Origin of the sequence: Comamonas sp. AG1104, from assembly GCF_003350425.1 — a bacterium.
Lineage (GTDB): Bacteria > Pseudomonadota > Gammaproteobacteria > Burkholderiales > Burkholderiaceae_C > Comamonas > Comamonas testosteroni.
Genome location: NZ_QQAS01000003.1, coordinates 167,412 through 185,374, shown reverse-complemented (window position 1 = coordinate 185,374; position 17,963 = coordinate 167,412). Strand labels below are relative to the sequence as shown.

The window sequence follows — 17,963 nt, the reverse complement described above, 5'->3', positions numbered from 1 at the left end:
GCGCTTCAAAACACTACCGGTAGTGTATCGCGCTTAAATCCGAGAGACTTGATGAAACTACTGAATCTGGCATTTCGAGCGCCGCTTGACAGCCGCAAAAATGACTTCATCCCGCATGAATAAAGGCCTGTGGCGCGGTTGCGCGCGGCGGCAGATCGGGCCGGAAATATGTAAAAAATTTGCGTGTTTGATGCAGGCGACAGTTGTTGCGCGCGCGCCATTGACATGCCGTCTCGAAGCCCCACAACGATGAATGCTTGGGATTCTCAAAATGAGGAGCGCATAGCGCCTGCCAGTAAATGATTTCAGCTTTAAATATGTATGAAATCGAGTGCTGGAAGGCGGTAGGTGCTATGAAGATTTCAGGCGGCGCCTGAGGCTGCAGGGCTGGGGGGGAATTCCCAGCTGCGCGTGCCGTCTGTGCTGCCCAGCTGCTGCTGCAGCCGCTGCCAGTCAAAGCCCGGGCCGGGGTCCTGCTTGCGCCCGGGCGCGATGTGCTCGTGTCCGGCGATGTAGTGCACCGGATAGTGCACCGCGATGGCTATGCAAAGCTGCTGCAGGGCCTGGTACTGCGCAGCTTCAAAGCTCAGGCCTTCCAGGCCTTCGAGTTCGATGCCGATGGAGTCGTCGTTGCAGCGCTCGCGCCCGCGCCACTGGCTCACGCCGGCATGCCAGGCGCGGTCGTCGCAGCTGACGAACTGCCAGATCTCGCCATGACGCGTGATAAAGAAATGTGACGAGACTTCGAGGCCGCGAATGCCCTGGTAATAGGGGTGAGCGTCCCAGTCCAGCTGGTTGGTGAACAGCTGCTGCACCGCGCCTGTGCCGTACTGGCCCGGGGGCAGGCTGATGGAGTGGATGACGACGAGGTCGATCTGCGCGTCGCCGGGGCGAGGGCCGAAATTGGGAGATCTCAGGTGACGCGCTGCACCAAACCAGCCGGCCTGCCAAGGCTGCTGTGGCAGCGGCAAGGATGAAAAATGAGGTGCGGGATCAGACATTGTCGCTCTGGTGTTTGCTGCCTTCGGCCGGCAGGTCTATGCCCAGACGGTCGATGCGGTAGCGAATCTGGCGCAGGCTGATGCCCAGTCTGGCCGCCGTGGCAGTGCGGTTGAATCCGTTGTCCTGCAGGGCTCTGACTAAAATGCTGCGCTCCTGCTCATCAAGCCAGCCTTGCAGATCCTCCGGCAGCGTGGCCGGACTGCCTGCGTGCCTAGCTTGCGGCGGCGGTGCGCTTGATGCCCAAGCGCCCGAGCAAGCCGCTGCCGCCGCACCTGCGTCCTCCGTCGGCATGCTGGATTCGGGCAGACGCAGCGGGCCTTCCTCGCCCAGTGCAATGGCGCGGTGCAGCACGTTCTCCAGCTCGCGCACATTGCCAGGCAGCGGGAGCCGGGCTATCTGGCTGAGGCTGATCTCGTCCAGCTCCGGCGTAGCCAGTCCGGACTCGCGGGCCAGCTTTTGCAGCAAAGCCTGGCATAGCTGGCCCAGGTCTTCACGGCGCTCGCGCAGCGCGGGCAGCTCGATTTCGATGACATTGAGACGGTAGAACAGGTCCTGGCGGAAATTGCCTGCCTGCACTTCGGCTCCCAGATCGCGGTGGGTGGCACTGACGATGCGCACATCGACGGCTTCTTCCTGGGTGCTGCCCAGCGGGCGAATCTTGCGCTCCTGAATGGCGCGCAGCAGCTTGGCCTGCATGGCCAGGGGCAGGTCGCCGATTTCATCGAGAAACAAGGTGCCGCCCTGTGCGGCCTGGAAGTAGCCGGGCCTGTCCTGCGTGGCACCGGTGTAGGAGCCCTTGCGGGCACCGAAGAACTCGGCTTCGAGCAGGCTTTCCGGGATGGCGCCGCAGTTGACCGCGACCATGGGACCATCGGCCCGCTGGCTGCAGCCGTGCAGGGCGCGTGCCACCAGTTCCTTGCCCGTGCCGGATTCACCGTGGATCAGCACGGGAGCCATGCCTTTGGCGACCTTGGCAATGCGCTGTTTGACCAGTTGCATGGCCTGAGACTTGCCAACCAGAGCCTCCAGGGCGCCAGCTTGCGCTCCCGCCCCTGTGCCGGCGGCGACCGAGCTGTCGCTGGTTGGCGGGTTGCCGGGCTTGGGCACTGCGCCAATGCCTTGCACGGCCGAGGCCACGACCTGGCGGAACTGGCGCAGGTCCACGGGCTTGGTCAGATAGTCGAACGCGCCCGCGCGCAGGGCCTCGACGGCGTTTTCGGCAGAGCCGTAGGCCGTCATGACGATGCAGCGCTCGCTGCGTGACTGGTCGCGCAGGTGCAGCAGCAGCTCCATGCCGATCCCGTCGGGCAGGCGCATATCGGTAATCAGGACATCGAAATTGCGGCCTTGCAATTGAGTCATGCCTTCCTGGACCGAGCCCGCAGTTTCCACGCGGTAGCCTTCCCGCAGCAGGGTCAGCTCGTAGAGCGTGCGCAGATCCGGTTCATCGTCGACCACGAGAATGCTGGCCGCTGCGGATGAGTGAGGCGATGATGTCACTGGGCTTACACCATGATCGAGTCAAAAAGAGAGTGGCTTGCGAGGGATGAAGGGCCGCTGCGCAGAGTCACGATAAAGGCGTTGCCGTTCACATCGCCTTGCGGTGTGTTGCGAGCCAGGCGTTGATAGCTGATGGAGGCATCGTAGCGCTGGCACAGCTCGCGACAGATATAGAGTCCGAGGCCGCTGGAGCGGCTTTGAGAGGAGAAGAACGGCTCGAACAGATGGCGCTCGACGCTGGACTCCAATGGTGCTCCATCACTCCAGACCATGAACCAGCAGGTGTCGTCCTGCGGTGCGAGACCCTGGATCTGGCCGTTCAAGGGCCCGTGGCCGCTGATCAGCTGCAGGCCCGCTTCATCGCCGGCATGGCTGCGGTGGCGCTGGGCATTGTCCAGCAAGTTGATCAGCACGCGGCGCAGATGCTCTTCATCGAACAGGATATGGCGGGCCGTTGCATTGAGCCGCAGCAGAAGCTGGCGCGGCGGAGCGGCCTGTATGCGCCATTCATGGCTGATCTGGGCCAGCAGGGTGTCCAGCGGCAGCGACTGGCCCTGATGGGTTTCTGCGCCCTGCTGCACGCGTGCCAGGTTGAGGATTTCTTCGGCGATGCGGGCCAGTCGGTCGGCGTTCTGCCCCACGATGCGGCATAGCTGCTGTGGTCCGGGCTGGCTCGCCAGGTCTTCGGCCAGCAGCGCATTGGCCTGGGTGATGGCCGCGAGCGGGTTGCGTATTTCATGAGCCACGGCAGCCGACATGCGGCCCATGGAGGCCAGCTTTTCGGTGCGCAGCTGCGCTTCCATCTCGCGCAGGTCGTGAAGAAACATGACGCAAAGCGAGTGGCTGGCTTGCGCCTGCGGACCCTCGTCCAGATAGGGCGCCGAAACTTCGGTGATGCGTGTGCGCACATGCATGCCGGTGGCACCGCGTCGCTCATGGGCCTGCAGGTGAATCGTGGCGGACAGCGGGCGGGCATGGGCAAAGCTGGCTTGTGTGGAATGCGCCAGCGGCTCCCACCAGCTATGGGCCTGCAGGGAAAAAGGCTGAGGGTGATCTATGGGCAGGCCCAGCAGCTGCAAGGCGGCCGGATTGGCCTGCAGAACCTGCAAGCTCGAGTCGACCACCAGCACGCCGTCTGAGAAGTGGTTGATCACCAGACTGTTGACCTGCTCCTGGGTCTGGGTGCGCAAACGGTTGAACAGGGCCTGGGAACGCTCGCGCCGGACACGCTTGGCCAGCTCGTGCGTGAGATAGGCCACGCAGAAGTAGCCGGCGCAGGAAAAAGCCGCCTGGTAGTAAGACTGGGCGCCGTCGTTGAGCCCGCCATGGTATTGCCAGAAGGTGTAGGCCAGCGTCAGCAGCGTGATACAGGCCGTGGTGCCAAAGGCCAGCATCAGCCCGCCCAGCGCCGAGGAGATCAGGACGGGAATGGCCAGCAGCGCGGTGTAGTTGAGCGAGCCGACCTGAAAGATCTGCAGCAAAAAGATCGCCGCAATGTCGACGCCGATCACGGGCAGCCATTGCAGGGCTGCGCGAGGCGCTGGCAAATGACGCCCGGCTGCCAGGCGCAGCACGACGGTCAGCGTCAGATAGGTGAAGCAGATCAGCCAGGCCAGGGGGGAGCTGATGTTCTGCAGCTGCAGATTCAGCGTCTGCAGCAGGACCAGGGCCAGCGCCAGAAGCACGCGGCCGCTGAGAAAGGCCTGCCACAGGCGTACGAATGGGGCGTTGAGGCTGGCGTCTGCGCGCCGGCTGATGGCCGCATCCAGCGGGATGGCGGTGTGCTGCCAGGGCGAGGCGGAGTTCACCATGCGGTCAGTGGCGCTCAGTGTCTTGCTGGGCCAGGCGGCGGTGCTCTGCGCTGCAGAAGACCTTGCCCGAGGCGTCGCTCACGGCATCAGCCTGCGGCAGGTGAAGGCCGCAGTGAGCGCAGGCTACCATGGACTGTAGGCGCTTGGGGGGGCTGGCAGGCCTGGTCTGCTCGGCCACTTCAGCGCGACGTTTGCTGCGCCAGATTCCGACAGCCACCACCACGACCAGCAGGACCAGCAAATACTTCATGCTGCGCGCTCCAGCAGGACTTCAATCACAAAGCGCGAGCCGACATAGGCCAGCAGCAAAAAGATGGCGCCGATATAGAGAACTCGTACGGCGCTTTGGCCGCGCCAGCCGAATCGTTTGCGGCCGAACAGCAGCACGGCAAACGCCAGCCAGGACAGCAGGGAGAAAATGGATTTGTGATTCCACACCCATGCCTTGCCATAGAGCTGCTCGCCAAACAGCCAGCCTGCAGCCAGTGTGGCGGTCAGCAGCACAAAGCCCGCTCCGACAAAACGGAAGGTCAGCCGCTCCAGCGTCAGCAGCGGCAGCCCGCTGTCATGGTCGCCGCCCTGGCGCATCTGCCGCTCGGCATGGCTCATCAGCGCGCCATGAACGACGGCTGCGGCAAACAGACCGTAGGAAGCAATACCCAGAGCCAGATGCAGCGGCAGCCAGGGCGAGGCGTTGACATGCAGCGGTGTACCGGGGAACACCACGGCCAGAAGCACGGCCACGCTTCCCAGGATGGACAGCGGCCAGCGCGAGCGCAACTGCGGGTACAGCTGCTGCTCCACCACGTAGACGGTCAGCACCAGCCAGGCAGTGATCGACAGTGCGGGAGCAAAGCCGAAGTGCGGCAGCTCGCCAAGCAAACCCCAGCCCAGCAGCAGGGCATGCAGTGCCCATGCCAGACGCAGGCAGCGACGGGCACCGGCTTCTTGCAGGTGCTGGGTGGCAAGTGCAGGAATGGCGTAGGCAATGGCTGCTGCCATGGCCAGGATCCAGCCAATGGGGCCAGCTGCAGTGAGCGGTTGGGAGAGCATGCTTTCTATGATAGTGCCGCTGGCCCTCACTCATCTTCTGCAGGCCGCTGCCGTCCGTCAATTTTGCGCATAAAGCGCTGCCTGAACCCGGTCATGAGCGCGGGTTTGAGCGTTTGCTGAGCAGATCGTCGGCTTTTGAGCCCGGTCTTCAAGGATTTTCTCCGGCCTGGTCTCTTTTTCGAGGGAGCTGCGGAGCAGAGCGCAGCGACGTTGCACGCCTGAGGCAGATCACGGACAAGCCTGCGGGGCATCGTCAATCAAGGGCAGCGGGTAAAATGCCTGTTCATGCAGCTTCGCCTCGCCTGAGCTGGGTCCGCAAGCTGCCCGGAGAGTCGTGCTGCCCGCTCGCGCACGACTTCCGCCCATCCATAACTTTCGAATGCTTTTTGCTTATGGCCTCCGCACTCACCGATAAACTCTCGCGCCTTGTCAAAGAGATGCGCGGCCAGGCCCGCATCACCGAGTCCAATGTGCAGGACATGCTGCGCGAAGTGCGCATGGCCTTGCTGGAAGCCGACGTGGCCTTGCCCGTGGTGCGCGACTTCATTGCCCGCGTCAAGGAAAAGGCGCTGGGCCAGGAAGTCATCAGCTCGCTGCAGCCCGGCCAGGTGCTGGTGTCCATCGTCAACAAGGAGTTGGCGGCGACCATGGGCGAAGGCGTGGCCGACATCAACCTCAATGCCCAGCCTCCCGCCGTCATCCTGATGGCTGGCCTGCAAGGCGCCGGCAAGACCACCACCACGGCCAAGCTGGCCAAGCATCTGATCGAAAAGCGCAAGAAAAAGGTGCTCACGGTCTCGGGTGACGTGTATCGCCCCGCGGCCATCGAGCAGCTCAAGACCGTGACGGCCCAGGCTGGCGCCGAGTGGTTCCCTTCCACGCCTGACCAGAAGCCCCACGATATCGCCGTGGCCGCGATTGATTACGCCAAAAGGCATTTCTTCGATGTGCTGCTGGTGGATACGGCCGGCCGTCTGGCCATCGACGAGCTGCTGATGGCTGAAATCAAGGATTTGCACGCCACGCTCAAGCCCGTCGAAACCCTGTTCGTGGTCGATGCCATGCAGGGCCAGGATGCGGTCAATACCGCCAAGGCCTTCAAGGAAGCGCTGCCGCTGACCGGTATCGTGTTGACCAAGCTCGACGGCGATTCGCGCGGCGGTGCGGCGCTGTCGGTGCGCCAGATCACAGGAGCGCCGATCAAGTTCGCCGGTGTCTCGGAAAAGATCGACGGCCTGGAAGTCTTCGATGCCGACCGTCACGCTCAGCGCGTGCTGGGCATGGGCGACATCGTGGCCCTGGTCGAGCAGGTCACCAAGGGCGTGGACATGGAAGCCGCGCAGAAGATGGCCGAGAAGCTCAAGAGCGGCGACGGCTTCGACCTCAACGACTTTCTGGCCCAGCTGCAGCAGATGAAGCAGATGGGCGGTCTCTCGACCCTGATGGACAAGCTGCCCGCCGAGCTGGCCGGCAAGGCCGGTCAGGTCGATATGGACAAGGCCGAGCGCGAGATCAAGCGCAAGGAAGGCATCATCTGCTCCATGACCTTCAAGGAGCGCAAGAACCCCGCCCTGATCAAGGCCACGCGCAAGAAGCGTATCGCCGACGGCGCCGGCGTGCAGGTGCAGGAAGTCAACCGCCTGCTCAAGGAGTTCGAGCAGATGCAGACCATGATGAAGAAGTTCAAGGGCGGCGGTCTGATGAAGATGATGAAGAAGATGGGCGGCATGAAGGCCATGAAGGGCATGATGGGCGGCGGTGGCATGCCCAAGCTGCCGTTCTGATATTTGATCCCCCCTGAGCCGCTGCGCGGCTTCCCCCTCTCTCTACGCGCTGCGCGCTATGGGAGGAGGACGACAGCCTCGCTGCGCGGCGGCGCGGCCGGCATAGGCGCTTGTGCCTGTCCCTGAGTTGGGGTGTGCTTGGTTTGAGATCAGCGATCTATAAAAAGTGAGCTGCTTGCGCTTGTTGTTTATGGGTTTGGATGAGAAATGCATCTGAATCTAAGGAATAGCAAGCGAGAGCAGCTCACTTTTTTGTAAAGAAGCGCGCCAATCCAGGGCAAATACTGGATGTGGCAGCGGCTTTCTGAGAACATGCGGCCTCATGAAGCTACAAGACAGGACTTTCGTGGAGGCGGGTCAGCGACAACCTCTGCCTCAATGTCTGGAGCGCCGCAGCGCGCTGATGCTGGCGGGCTCGCTGCTTGCGGTGCTGGCAGGGTGCTCCACCACCAAAGACAGGCCCCGGCCTGCTGCGCAAGGTGGCTCCTCCGCGCGCCCGGCCAATGCCCTGAGTCTGGATGCAGAGCTGCGCGAGTCGTTGCTGGCACGCACCATGCTGGTGGTCAACACGCCTTACACCTATGGCGGCAACTCGCCTGAAGGCGGTTTTGACTGCAGCGGTCTGATTCAGTGGGCCGTGGGCGGCATCACGGAAACCCGTCTGCCCCGCACCACATCGCAATGGGCGCAGGCCAGCAATCCGGTGGACGGGCGCGATCTGATGCGCGGCGACTTCGTGTTCTTCAACACTCTGGGCGGGCGCTATTCCCATATGGGAATTTTTGTGGGCAACGGACAGTTCGTGCATGCGCCGTCCAGCGGCGGAACGGTGCAGCGGGTACGCATGGACAATGTGTACTTCGCCAAGCGATTCACGGAAGCCCGAAGTATCTTTGCCTGAACGGCTGCGCTGCGGATGAAAAAAGGGACTGCTTGGCAGTCCCTCGGTTTTTGCGGGTGTCCCGCACTTATGCTGCAGGCGCGGAGGCGGGCTTTGCCTCATCGCCGCCCAGCGGCAGATTCCAGCTCATCGCATGCCAGGGGTGCTGCTCCTGCGTCACCCATTGGGCCACTTCTTCGGACGTGAAGGCCTTGCCCAGCACATCGCTGCGGCCTTGTGCCAGCCATTGCGCGCGGCCCTGGGCATAGGCCTGGCCGAAAGCAAGCCAGCTGTCGAAGCATTGCTGGGCGCGCTGGGCGTTGAGCTCGAGGATATCCCAATGCAGGGCTTCGTCCGTCCATTCCAGCAGCCTGGCGCTGCGCACGAAAAAGGTCACGCGCGCGCAGGCAAACGCCATCGCGGCGCGCACGTCGTCGCTGCGCTGCAGGCGCTGCAGATCCAGCATGAACCAGCGCTGGCGCAGTGCATCGGGCAGCTGCAGGCGCACCTGTTCGTCGCTGAGGTCGGTGCGCAGGCCAAGATGGTGCAGGATCATGGGGCGCAGCTGCCTGGCCAGCGCTTCGTCAGCGCCATGCAGATCGCTGGCAAAGCCGCCTTGCATGGCGTGGTAGGCCATCGGGTGGGCCAGGGCCAGGGCCCAGTTGCGCTTCTGACTGCCCGCCTGGTAGCTGATGATGTCGCCGCGTTGCTTGGCCTCCTTGAGGCGCTTGAAGCCGCCGCGCAGCACCCAGTAGATCAGGGCCACGATGAGCACAAAGATCGTCCATCCGCTCATGTGCGCACTCCTGTGCGACCGGGGCGCTTTCTGGCCATCACCAAGGTCTGTTTCAGTGCCGCGGATTTGGGCATGCGTTCAATGACTTCGCTGTCCAGCGAATCCTTGCGTGCCGCCACCATCCACTGCATCAGTGGTGACTGCAGATTGAGCCGGGGCAGCAGGCCGGGGTGCTGCTGCATCAGCCACAGTTGCTCGTCGTCGGTCTGCAGCTCCTGCACCGAGCACCAGGGCGCAAGCCCCGGATGGGCCTTCAGCAGCTCCGGCGGGCGGCGCACAATGCCCATGGACAGAGCGTCTTCGGGTACCTCGTCGTTGAGCGGCAGATGGTTGAGCAGGGTCACCACATCGGGCATATAGCGATCAATCGGCGGCCGGTTCTGCTTGCCCTTGATCTGCTCGATCTGAAGCTTGCCGTCCTTTTGAACATAGGCATTGACGGTGATGCGGGGCTGGGCAGTGCCCGTGCGGTAGCTGAACAGCCGCATGCGCCCCGATTCGAGACCCTCGGCGTAATGTTCTCCATAGCCGCCGCTGAAGGACTTGCGGTTGGCAAACTGGCCCACACAGTGGCCCATCATCTGGCTTTCATAGGCCATTTCCTGGCGCATCTGCGCACTTGTGCCGTCAAACTCCACAAAGGTACCGTGCTGGCCACGCAGCAGCCCGTGCACGGCGCTTTGGCTGTGCTCAACCCGGCCGCTGTTCTGCTTTTTCTCGAAAGCCAGATGCTCCAGTGTCCAGCGCGCCAGCGCCTGTGGACAGTTCACGCGCTGAAGCTTGCCTTCGAGAGAGGTGCCCTTGCGGGTGGAGAGAAATTCCACCAGCCGCGTCTCCAGCGCCAGCAGGGCGGCGCTGTCGGGCTGCACCCACCAGAGGTCGGGCAGCTCGAAGCCGGCCTGCTTGCGCGCCAGCCGCTCCAGCGCCCAGGCCGGCGGCTCCTGGCGGCCGGCCAGCTCCTGCAACTGCCGGGCGTCGGCAATGCGCAGCACGGCAGGCTCGTCGGCCTGCAGATTGCCCACCACATGGCGGTAGAAATGGTTGCCCAGCCAGGACGCGACATCGGCCGCGTCACCGCGCTCTGCGCTGCGCTCCTTGATGCGCTGCTTGATGGCTGGGGCGTTGACGACATCGCGCGCCTTGTAGGCACTGGCGGCAGCGGCCTTTTCGACGACCTGATTCACCAGAATTTCCACCATGGTTTGCGACCCGAAGCCGCAGTGCCGGTCTGGGCGTCGCGCTCGGCCAGCTTGCGCTCGGCGCGCTCTATGCCGGACTGCGACATGCGCCGCTCGTCCTCGTCGTCGTCCTTGTCCAGATAGCTGTTGGCCTGCTTGTGCAGTGCCACGGATTCCTCCAGCAGCTCGGGGTAGGCCTCTAGCGCACAGGCCAGGCGGCGCAGCGGATAGCAGTCCTGCAGCGCAATGACTTCTTGCTGATGCGTGCGCAGGCGCGGCAGCACCAGCTCGGGGCGCGTGCTGGAGAAAAAGTCCAGCATGGACATCAGGGACGCCAGGTAGTTGCGGCGCACGTCGCGCTGCTCGTCCTCATCCAGGTCGTGGAACCACTGGTCCAGACGCTCCATCCAGATGCTGATCTCGTCATCGCGGTTGAGCTTGTAGAGCGACAGGGCGACGGTGGAGAAGTAGCGCGTGGGCTCATGGCGGCTGTAGCCATGCTCCTGGGCGAAATGCCACAGGCGCTCGGCCTCGACCACGGTCTGCGCATCGTCGTCCTTGCCCACGGCGCACCACAGCAGGCCGTTGTGATGCTCGGCAAACGGGCTGCTGCCCAGTCCCTTGTGGTGCAGCTCGGCGGCCTCGTCGTAGCGGTCCATGAAGCGGTACTTGATGGCCAGGTTGTTGCACAGCATGGAGTACACATGCAGGTCGCCATCCTTGAAGCGGCCCTGGCCAGTCGCCCAGAAATGCTCGAAGCGGGCGAGACCTTCCTCGTAGTAGCGCACGACCAGAGGCTCGCGAACCTCCTGCGCAGGCACTTTCTTCTTGCCACCCATCAGCGGTGCCAGATCGTCTGCATCGTCAAGGACCACGCCGGCGGCGTAGCACCAGTGCGCGCCATGGCCCTGGGGGAAGGGCCGAGCCAGCGCTTCTTCCAGCGGCAGCGCGGCAAAGCGGGCAGCCCAGAGCGTGGGCAGCTTGTCGCTGTCGGCCATCTCGGGGTGCTGGCCCACGCCGATTTCCAGCAGCGGCAGAGCCTGCTCCATCTGGCGCTTGCGTGCCAGGCGCAGGCCGTCGAGCAAGGCCAGCACCGGATGCGCCGGCTGGGCTGCGCGCACCATGTTCAGATAGAAATCCGCCGGGTGCAGCGGCCTCTCTTCTTGCGCGAGCAGCTGGCGCATGTCCTCGTCAGTCTGGCCAATGGCCAGAACCAGGGCCCAGGTGATGGCGTTTTCCGGGTCGTTGCTGAACTGCTTCTTGGCCATCTCGAAGGCGGCCACGGCCGAGACGGGACGAGCGTGGAGCACGCTCTGAAGCGCCAGATCGGCGGCTTGCTTCAGGCGCCCGGTCTGCTCCAGCCAGCCCAGCCAGGAGGCGGTGAATGGATCGCCCGAATCATCCGTCAGTCCGAAGTGTCCCTGAGGGGCCAGCTGCAGCGCCGCCTCCAGCTGACCGGCCTGAGCGCAGGCCTGGGCCTGCAGCCGCACGATCTTGACCTGGCGATGCGCCTTGACGGCTTGCGAGGGCGGGGGATTTTCCAGGGCGGCCAGTTGCTGCTCGCAGGCCATGAGCAAGGCGGGCAGGCTTTGCGGTGCCAGCGGCAGCACATGATCGGCCAGCGTCATCCAGCGGTCAAAGTCCACCTGCTGGTCGGGTGCGGCATCGCGCAGGAGATTGATGGCGTTCTGCACCAGGCTGACGGCTTCGCTGGCGTGGCCGCTTTTCTGGGCCATTTCCGCCTTGCGAACACAGACAATGGCATCGAGGTAGGCCGCATCTTCGGCCAGATCGGGGTTGCGACGCTCCTGGGCGCGTTGCAGCTCAAGGCCCGTGGCCGCAGCTTCCCAGGCCTGCAGCTGCGAAGCCATCCAATGCCAGCCATGCCAGTAGTTGTCGCTGTCCACATCCTCGGGCAGCCGGGCAATGGCCTGTGCCGCCGCACCCAGCAGGGCTTGCGCGGAGGGCTGGTCAAAGCCCATGCGGCTCTGGATGTCGCTCAGGCTCAGGCGCAGCGCGGCTTCTGCGGGGCTCAGTTCGTCGGCCGCGGCCAGGGCTGCGCCGCGATGCTGCTGCAGCAGCTTGTTGGCCGCTTCGGGCTGATCGAGGTAGAGCCAGAAGTCGTGAACGCGCTCGAGCTCCTGCACGGTGGCCGGGGCAAAGTTCTGCTGCCCCATCAATTCCACCGCAGCGGCGATGCGGTCCTGACGGCTGATGCTGCCGGGCTTGTCGTCGTTGTAGTCGTTCAGTAGCTCATGGGCTTGGTCCAGCAAGGCGTAGATGGAATCGCCCTGCAGTGCGGCAGTTTGGTTCATGGTGTCCAGAGTTCAATCCGAGGCAGCTTGGCCCCAATAGGCCACCATCCTAGCGGCGGATTGAAGAGGCGTGTGCCATCCGGCAAGGCATCACCATTTGTTACAGAATTTATAACCAGTCATGAAAAAAGCCTGCCTTGGCATTGCAGGCAGGCTTCTTGTGGATGAGGCCAGGGACTGTCGGGCTGTCAATCCTTGAGCAGGACTTCGCCGCGCAAGGTGTAAGCCTTGGCTTCGGTAATCTTCACATCCACCATCTGTCCGATCAAACGCTCGTTGCCGGGGAAGTTGACCACGCGGTTGCAATAGGTGCGGCCCATCAGCTCGCTGCCGTCGCGCTTGCTCACGCCTTCGACCAGCAGGCGTTGCACCGTGCCGACACGCTCTTCGCTGATCTCCTTGATGTTGGTGTTGATCACGGCTTGCAGCTCCTGCAGGCGGCGCAGCTTGACTTCGTGCGGCGTGTCGTCGTGCAGATTGGCAGCAGGCGTGCCGGGGCGGGGGCTGAAGATGAAGCTGAACGAGTTGTCGAAGCGCACGTCGTGGATGAGCTTCATCATCTTCTGGAAGTCTTCCTCTGTCTCGCCGGGGAAGCCCACGATGAAGTCGCTGCTCATGGCCAGATCGGGACGGATGGCGCGCAGCTTACGGATGGTGCTCTTGTATTCCATGGCCGTGTAGCCGCGCTTCATGGCCATGAGGATCTTGTCGCTGCCATGCTGCACGGGCAGGTGCAGGTGGCTGACCAGCTGCGGAATCTTGGCGTAGGCCTCGATCAGGCGTGGCGTGAACTCGTTGGGATGGCTGGTGGTGTAGCGGATGCGCTCGATGCCGGGAATTTCGGCCACATATTCCAGCAGCAGCGCGAAGTCGGCCATCTCGCTGCTGTCGCCCATCTTGCCCAGGTAGGCGTTGACGTTCTGGCCCAGCAGCGTGATTTCCTTGACGCCTTGCTCGGCCAGGCCCGCGACTTCCACCAGCACGTCCTCGAACGGGCGGCTGACTTCCTCGCCGCGCGTATAGGGCACGACGCAGTAGCTGCAATATTTGGAGCAGCCCTCCATGATGGAGACAAAGGCCGAAGCGCCTTCCACGCGTGCCGGCGGCAGGTGGTCGAACTTCTCGATTTCGGGGAAGGAAATATCGACCTGGGGCTTGGCCTTGGCCGCACGCTGATTGAGCAGCTCGGGCAGGCGGTGCAGGGTCTGGGGGCCGAAGACCACATCGACAAACGGCGCGCGCTTGATGATCTCGGCACCCTCCTGGCTGGCCACGCAGCCGCCCACGCCGATCAGCACGCCTTTTTCCTTGAGGTGGCGGATGCGGCCCAGATCGCTGAATACTTTTTCCTGGGCCTTCTCGCGCACCGAGCAGGTATTGAACAGGATCAGATCGGCCTCGTCCACGTTCTGCGTGGGCTCGTAACCCTGGGCCGCGCCCAGCACATCGGCCATCTTGTCCGAGTCGTACTCGTTCATCTGGCAGCCAAAGGTTTTGATAAAGACTTTCTTGCTCATGGGGCGCTCTTGTCAGGTGTTGTCGGGTGCGGGCTTGCAGAGTCTGCGAGCACAGAGTGATAGCGGCTAGCGCTTGCCATCACTTGATTTGAATATGAAAACAGTTCGAAAAGCTTACGGAAAAAGCGCAAGCAGCTCTTTAATCAATAGCGGTCGGCGCGGGCCGGACTCAGCTGCCGAAAACGCGCTGCAGCAGGGTGCGCGGCTGGATCGGCTTGTATTTCTCGATTTCGGCAGGGGTCAGAATCCAGGCCGTGTGCAGGCTCTGGGTCTGCGGCTCGATCACATAGCCCACCAGCATCTTCTGGCCTGCATAGTTGCTGGCAAAAACAATGCTGCGCTCGCGGCTGAACAGGCGAAAGCCGGGCGTGGTGCGAATGGCTGTGCCGTTGATGGCCACTTCGGGGAAGTTGGTGACCGTCAGTTCGCCGAACTGCGCCGTGGGCGGAAAGTTGCGCGTGTCGTCCGAGGGCAGGCCCTGGGCCAGGGCCGGCAGACCGGCGCTAGCGGCAGCAGCCAGCAGGGCGCAGGCCACGAAGCGGCGGCTGATGAGGTCGGTGGTGCAGCGGTTCATGGTGTATATCCAGGGGCTGATCGTGGGGCGGTCAGAGCTTTAGTCATGGCCGCAATGCCGTGATTCTAGAGGCTGGCGCTTGGCAGCAGGGCTTGCTCAGGCTTTGCCGCCCGCGGCATAGAGCACCGCTTTGGGCGGACGGCACAGCCCCCAGAAGCGCAGGCCCGTCAGTTCAGCCATGCGCACGCCCATGGAGGTGGGCGCGGAAATCGTGGCCAGCGCCGCGATGCCGACCTTGGCGCATTTGCGCACCAGTTCATGGCTTCCGCGGCTGGACAGCACTACAAAGCCGGGCTCGCCGAGGCGGCCCGTGCGCGCCAGCCGGCCGACCAGCTTGTCCAGCGCATTGTGGCGGCCCACGTCTTCGAGCACATCCGTGATGTCGCCCGCCAGCGTGGCCCAGCCTGCGGCATGGATGGCGCCGGCCTCGGCATTGAGAATCTGGTGTGGCGGCAGGGCGTCAATCGCCTTGAGCACGGTGGCGGCGTCGACCTGCTCCAGCCAGTCCTGGTGCGGCAGGGCGTCAAACGACAGGTCCAGCGCCGCAAAGCTCTCGACTCCACAGACGCCACAACCCGTGCGGCCCGTCATGCTGCGGCGCCTGTCCTTGAGCCGGGCAAAGCAGCGCGAGGCGATGTCGAGCTGCACTTCCATGCCGTCCATGCCTTCGGGCAGGCCGGCTGCCGCGGCAGACACGGGGCGGGCTTCGATGCCGTAGCAGTCAGCGGCGCTGTCGATGATGCCCTCGGTCAGCGCAAAGCCCCGTGCAAAGTCTTCCACATCGGTGGGCGAGCCCATCATCACCGCATGCGAGATGCCGTTGAAGACCAGCGCGATCGGCACCTCGGCCGCCAGCACGCGCTCCTGCCGCTCCTGCTGCCCGGCGTGGAAGAAGCTCACGGCATGGGTGTGCAGCGGTGCTATCGGCTGGGCAGGGATGGGGCAGGCGGACTCGGTCATGGGCTGATGATAGTCAGCAGGCGCATCCCTTGCCGGCAAGGGGCGGACTCCGGCTCGGGGCTTTGCGCAGCGCGGGCCTAGGCCAGCAGCGGCAGCATCAAGGGGTTGATGCCGCTGCGCGCAAGCTCTTTTTCCTCCATCTCGGCATCCAGGGCCAGACTGGCCAGGTCGTCGGCCACCAGTTCCAGCTGGTGATCCGTCTGCTGGTAGAAGGCCTTGAGGTAGGTCTGGCACTCGTTGCAGCTCTCGGCCTTGATGGGCGCTTTTTCGTCTTCCAGGCACCAGTAGTCCAGTGCATGCGTGCTGTCGCAGTTGCTGCACTTGCTGCGCACCACATGCCACTGGCATTCGCACAGGCTGCATTGCAGATAGCGCACACCGGCCTGGGCGCCACCGAGCACCAGACTGCCGGTGGGTACATGGCCGCAGACGGGGCAAAGATGGCGCTGCTCGCCTGGCTCGGCCCGGCCGGCGGCGGGCAACTGGCTGGCCAGCTGGCGCCAGTACAGCGACAGCGCGCTCCACAGCAGCTGGGCCACGCCCGCTTCGGGCAGGACCGCGTCGTCGGGCAGTGCTTCGCTTCGCAGGGCCGTCAGCAGGGCGTCGGCCCAGGCCTGGCGCTGCGTGGCATCGGCCTGCTGCAAGCGCGCCAATGCCTGGCGGATGGCGGCAGTCTGCATGCCAGGCTGCTGTGTCATTCGGTTCAGCAGCTCGTCGAGCAGGGCCAGCCAGTGGGCCGAGCGAGGCCATTGGGCCGAATGCAAAGGCGTTTGCGTGTGCTGTTGCAGGGCCGCACCCAGGCCGGCTGCTTCCTGCTCGGGCAGGGGCAGGGCCTCGGCCGTGGCCTGCTGGGCACCGGCCAGCTCGGCGGCCCACAGCAGATACTCGGCCATGGCATGGCCCTGGGCCAGATGCTGCAGGCGGCTGGCGCGAGCCGCATAGGGCAGTCTGGCGGCGGGCAGTTGAACGGGAGCGATATGGCCCACACCCGGCGAGCGTTCGGACTCGGGAACCAGATGGATGCTCATCGTGTGCTCCCTGTCTTGGCTTTGCCTGCTGCCGCAGGTTTGGCGCTGATCTCCTCATGCCAGCGGTCGTGATGGGCGCGGGCCCAGGCATGGCTGACATAGCCGGTGACCATGCCGCGGATCGAACCCTTGACCCAGAAGGCCAGATAGATATGGCCAAGGATCAGCAGGATCAGGCCCACGCCCGCCAGAGCGTGCAGCGCCAGCGCGACACGCAGCACGGGAATCGGGAACAGATGGGCGAAGTAGGCGCGCCAGATCACCAGGCCGGTGAGCAGCAGCACGCAGATCAGGCTCATGATGCCCCAGAACAGCAGCTTCTGGCCTGCGTTGTACTTGCCGATGCGCAGCCGCTGGCTGTGGTCTCCTGCCACCACCGTTTTCACGTTCTCCACCCAGATGCGGTCTTCCCTGACGAACAGGTTGTATTTCACAAAGCGCACGAACAGATAGACCAGGGCCACGAACACCACGATGCCGAAGAAGGGGTGCAGCAGCCGCGCCAGCTGCGGCGTGCCGAAGACGCTGTTGAGCCAGTTCAGGCTGGGAAACACCCAGGACAGGCCCGACATGGCGACCAGAAAGAAACACACCACCATGGCCCAGTGGCAGAGGCGATCGGGCAGCGGGGTGCGTAAGATCATGCGGTCTTTGTTCATGCCGTTTCTCCTTTCTTGGCGCGGTCATCGCCCGCATCGTCTTCGTCGATCTCGTTGGGGCCGGCGGCCATGTAGTGGGCCGCAGCACCGGCCAGCGTGGCCACGAAGCCCAGGGCGGCCAGCGGCTTGAACCAGCCCTTCCAGCCCTCGACCACGGCGCTGATCTTGGGGTCCTTGGGCAGCTTGTGATAGAGCTCGGGCTGGTCGGCATGGTGCAGCACATACATCACATGGGTGCCGCCCACGCCTTGCGGGTCGTAGATGCCGGCCTGGTCAAAGCCGCGGGTCTTCATCTCCTGCACGCGGCCTTCGGCCTTGACCAGCATGTCGTCCTTGCTGCCGAACGCGATGGCGCCCGTGGGGCAGGTCTTGACGCAGGCCGGCTCCTGGCCCACAGCCACGCGGTCCGAGCACAGCGTGCACTTGTAGGCCTTGTTGTCCTTCTTGCTGATGCGCGGGATGTTGAAAGGGCAGCCGGCCACGCAGTAGCCGCAGCCAATGCATTGCTCGGACTGGAAGTCAACAATGCCGTTGGCGTACTGCACGATGGCACCGGGCTGGGGGCAGGCCTTCAGACAGCCCGGGTCTTCGCAGTGCATGCAGCCGTCCTTGCGGATCAGCCACTCCAGCTTGCCCTGCTCGTTGACATACTCGTCAAAGCGCATCAGCGTCCAGCTCTCGGGCGAGAGATCGCGTGGGTTGTCGTAGACGCCGAAGTTCTCGCCCACATCGTCGCGCAGATCGTTCCATTCGCTGCAGGCCACCTGGCAGGCCTTGCAGCCAATGCAGATGCTGACGTCGATGAGTTTGGCGACCTCTGCCTTGTGGTCACGGGCGCGCGCGGCGGGCGTGAGCCCGTTGGTGGCCGAGCGCCGCACGATATCTTGGGATTGCATGGTCATGGGT

At 63.9% G+C, this 17,963-nt stretch carries 16 protein-coding genes; 2 read left to right on the top strand and 14 right to left on the bottom strand.

Annotation, left to right across the window (positions count from 1 at the left end):
- Positions 1 to 362: 362 nt before the first annotated feature.
- Genes ampD through DFO48_RS09345 form a run of 5 tightly spaced genes read right to left on the bottom strand, consistent with a single transcriptional unit; the run spans position 363 to position 5,366 of the window.
- Positions 363 to 1,001 carry a 1,6-anhydro-N-acetylmuramyl-L-alanine amidase AmpD gene (gene ampD / locus DFO48_RS09365; RefSeq protein WP_114863213.1) on the bottom strand — a complete coding sequence of 213 codons (639 nt, stop codon included), beginning with the start codon at positions 999 to 1,001 and terminating at the stop codon, positions 363 to 365.
- Positions 994 to 2,460, bottom strand: coding sequence for a sigma-54 dependent transcriptional regulator (locus DFO48_RS09360; RefSeq protein WP_003075228.1), 1,467 nt, complete (start codon positions 2,458 to 2,460; stop codon positions 994 to 996). Before DFO48_RS09360 ends, ampD begins: the two co-directional genes overlap by 8 nt.
- A 47-nt stretch (positions 2,461 to 2,507) precedes the next feature.
- Positions 2,508 to 4,313, bottom strand: a complete 1,806-nt coding sequence (locus DFO48_RS09355; RefSeq protein ID WP_003075230.1) for a PAS domain-containing sensor histidine kinase — start codon at positions 4,311 to 4,313, stop codon at positions 2,508 to 2,510.
- Between the two features lie 4 nt (positions 4,314 to 4,317).
- On the bottom strand, positions 4,318 to 4,563 hold the full coding sequence (locus DFO48_RS09350) for a PP0621 family protein (protein WP_003075232.1): 246 nt from the start codon (positions 4,561 to 4,563) through the stop codon (positions 4,318 to 4,320).
- A complete protein-coding gene (locus DFO48_RS09345) occupies positions 4,560 to 5,366 on the bottom strand; it encodes an inner membrane protein YpjD (RefSeq protein WP_003075234.1) in 807 nt (268 codons plus the stop codon). Before DFO48_RS09345 ends, DFO48_RS09350 begins: the two co-directional genes overlap by 4 nt.
- Before the next feature lie 392 nt (positions 5,367 to 5,758).
- On the opposite strand from DFO48_RS09345, the gene ffh reads away from it, so the two are divergent.
- On the top strand, positions 5,759 to 7,150 hold the full coding sequence (ffh, locus tag DFO48_RS09340) for a signal recognition particle protein (RefSeq protein ID WP_003075236.1): 1,392 nt from the start codon (positions 5,759 to 5,761) through the stop codon (positions 7,148 to 7,150).
- 322 nt (positions 7,151 to 7,472) lie between these two features.
- Entirely contained in the window at positions 7,473 to 8,051 is a 579-nt protein-coding gene (locus tag DFO48_RS09335) for a C40 family peptidase (protein WP_034348519.1), read from the top strand.
- 67 nt (positions 8,052 to 8,118) lie between these two features.
- On the opposite strand, the gene DFO48_RS09330 is transcribed toward DFO48_RS09335, so the two are convergent.
- The 9 genes from DFO48_RS09330 to fdxH form a co-directional block, all read right to left on the bottom strand.
- The gene (locus tag DFO48_RS09330; RefSeq protein ID WP_114863212.1) at positions 8,119 to 8,826 is read right to left on the bottom strand and encodes a DUF1266 domain-containing protein; all 708 of its coding nucleotides are present in this window, start codon (positions 8,824 to 8,826) and stop codon (positions 8,119 to 8,121) included.
- Entirely contained in the window at positions 8,823 to 10,025 is a 1,203-nt protein-coding gene (locus tag DFO48_RS09325) for a hypothetical protein (protein WP_114863211.1), read from the bottom strand. Before DFO48_RS09325 ends, DFO48_RS09330 begins: the two co-directional genes overlap by 4 nt.
- Complete coding sequence (locus DFO48_RS09320) at positions 10,007 to 12,319, bottom strand: hypothetical protein (protein WP_003075243.1); 2,313 nt, start codon at positions 12,317 to 12,319, stop codon at positions 10,007 to 10,009. The genes DFO48_RS09325 and DFO48_RS09320 overlap by 19 nt, the downstream gene beginning before the upstream one ends.
- A 188-nt stretch (positions 12,320 to 12,507) precedes the next feature.
- Positions 12,508 to 13,836: a tRNA (N6-isopentenyl adenosine(37)-C2)-methylthiotransferase MiaB gene (gene miaB / locus DFO48_RS09315; RefSeq protein WP_003075245.1), complete on the bottom strand. Its 1,329-nt coding sequence runs from the start codon at positions 13,834 to 13,836 to the stop codon at positions 12,508 to 12,510.
- Between the two features lie 169 nt (positions 13,837 to 14,005).
- Positions 14,006 to 14,410 (bottom strand): hypothetical protein, encoded by a 405-nt coding sequence (locus tag DFO48_RS09310; protein ID WP_114863210.1) that lies wholly within the window; start codon positions 14,408 to 14,410, stop codon positions 14,006 to 14,008.
- A 96-nt stretch (positions 14,411 to 14,506) separates the two neighbouring features.
- Entirely contained in the window at positions 14,507 to 15,370 is an 864-nt protein-coding gene (gene fdhD, locus DFO48_RS09305) for a formate dehydrogenase accessory sulfurtransferase FdhD (RefSeq protein ID WP_114863209.1), read from the bottom strand.
- A gap of 77 nt (positions 15,371 to 15,447) precedes the next feature.
- Positions 15,448 to 16,398: a formate dehydrogenase accessory protein FdhE gene (gene fdhE / locus DFO48_RS09300; protein WP_114863208.1), complete on the bottom strand. Its 951-nt coding sequence runs from the start codon at positions 16,396 to 16,398 to the stop codon at positions 15,448 to 15,450.
- The gene (locus tag DFO48_RS09295; protein ID WP_003075254.1) at positions 16,395 to 17,057 is read right to left on the bottom strand and encodes a formate dehydrogenase subunit gamma; all 663 of its coding nucleotides are present in this window, start codon (positions 17,055 to 17,057) and stop codon (positions 16,395 to 16,397) included. The genes fdhE and DFO48_RS09295 overlap by 4 nt, the downstream gene beginning before the upstream one ends.
- Positions 17,054 to 17,959, bottom strand: coding sequence for a formate dehydrogenase subunit beta (gene fdxH / locus DFO48_RS09290; protein ID WP_114863207.1), 906 nt, complete (start codon positions 17,957 to 17,959; stop codon positions 17,054 to 17,056). Before fdxH ends, DFO48_RS09295 begins: the two co-directional genes overlap by 4 nt.
- Positions 17,960 to 17,963 lie beyond the last annotated feature (4 nt).

Bases quoted from the DNA above. Each gene is read 5' to 3' on its own strand.
- ampD (WP_114863213.1), bottom strand. From the start codon at position 1,001: ATGTCTGATCCCGCACCTCATTTTTCATCCTTGCCGCTGCCACAGCAG.
- DFO48_RS09355 (WP_003075230.1), bottom strand. From the start codon at position 4,313: ATGGTGAACTCCGCCTCGCCCTGGCAGCACACCGCCATCCCGCTGGAT.
- DFO48_RS09350 (WP_003075232.1), bottom strand. From the start codon at position 4,563: ATGAAGTATTTGCTGGTCCTGCTGGTCGTGGTGGTGGCTGTCGGAATC.
- DFO48_RS09345 (WP_003075234.1), bottom strand. From the start codon at position 5,366: ATGCTCTCCCAACCGCTCACTGCAGCTGGCCCCATTGGCTGGATCCTG.
- ffh (WP_003075236.1), top strand. From the start codon at position 5,759: ATGGCCTCCGCACTCACCGATAAACTCTCGCGCCTTGTCAAAGAGATG.
- DFO48_RS09335 (WP_034348519.1), top strand. From the start codon at position 7,473: ATGAAGCTACAAGACAGGACTTTCGTGGAGGCGGGTCAGCGACAACCT.
- DFO48_RS09330 (WP_114863212.1), bottom strand. From the start codon at position 8,826: ATGAGCGGATGGACGATCTTTGTGCTCATCGTGGCCCTGATCTACTGG.
- DFO48_RS09325 (WP_114863211.1), bottom strand. From the start codon at position 10,025: ATGGTGGAAATTCTGGTGAATCAGGTCGTCGAAAAGGCCGCTGCCGCC.
- DFO48_RS09320 (WP_003075243.1), bottom strand. From the start codon at position 12,319: ATGAACCAAACTGCCGCACTGCAGGGCGATTCCATCTACGCCTTGCTG.
- miaB (WP_003075245.1), bottom strand. From the start codon at position 13,836: ATGAGCAAGAAAGTCTTTATCAAAACCTTTGGCTGCCAGATGAACGAG.
- DFO48_RS09310 (WP_114863210.1), bottom strand. From the start codon at position 14,410: ATGAACCGCTGCACCACCGACCTCATCAGCCGCCGCTTCGTGGCCTGC.
- fdhD (WP_114863209.1), bottom strand. From the start codon at position 15,370: ATGACCGAGTCCGCCTGCCCCATCCCTGCCCAGCCGATAGCACCGCTG.
- fdhE (WP_114863208.1), bottom strand. From the start codon at position 16,398: ATGAGCATCCATCTGGTTCCCGAGTCCGAACGCTCGCCGGGTGTGGGC.
- DFO48_RS09295 (WP_003075254.1), bottom strand. From the start codon at position 17,057: ATGAACAAAGACCGCATGATCTTACGCACCCCGCTGCCCGATCGCCTC.
- fdxH (WP_114863207.1), bottom strand. From the start codon at position 17,959: ATGACCATGCAATCCCAAGATATCGTGCGGCGCTCGGCCACCAACGGG.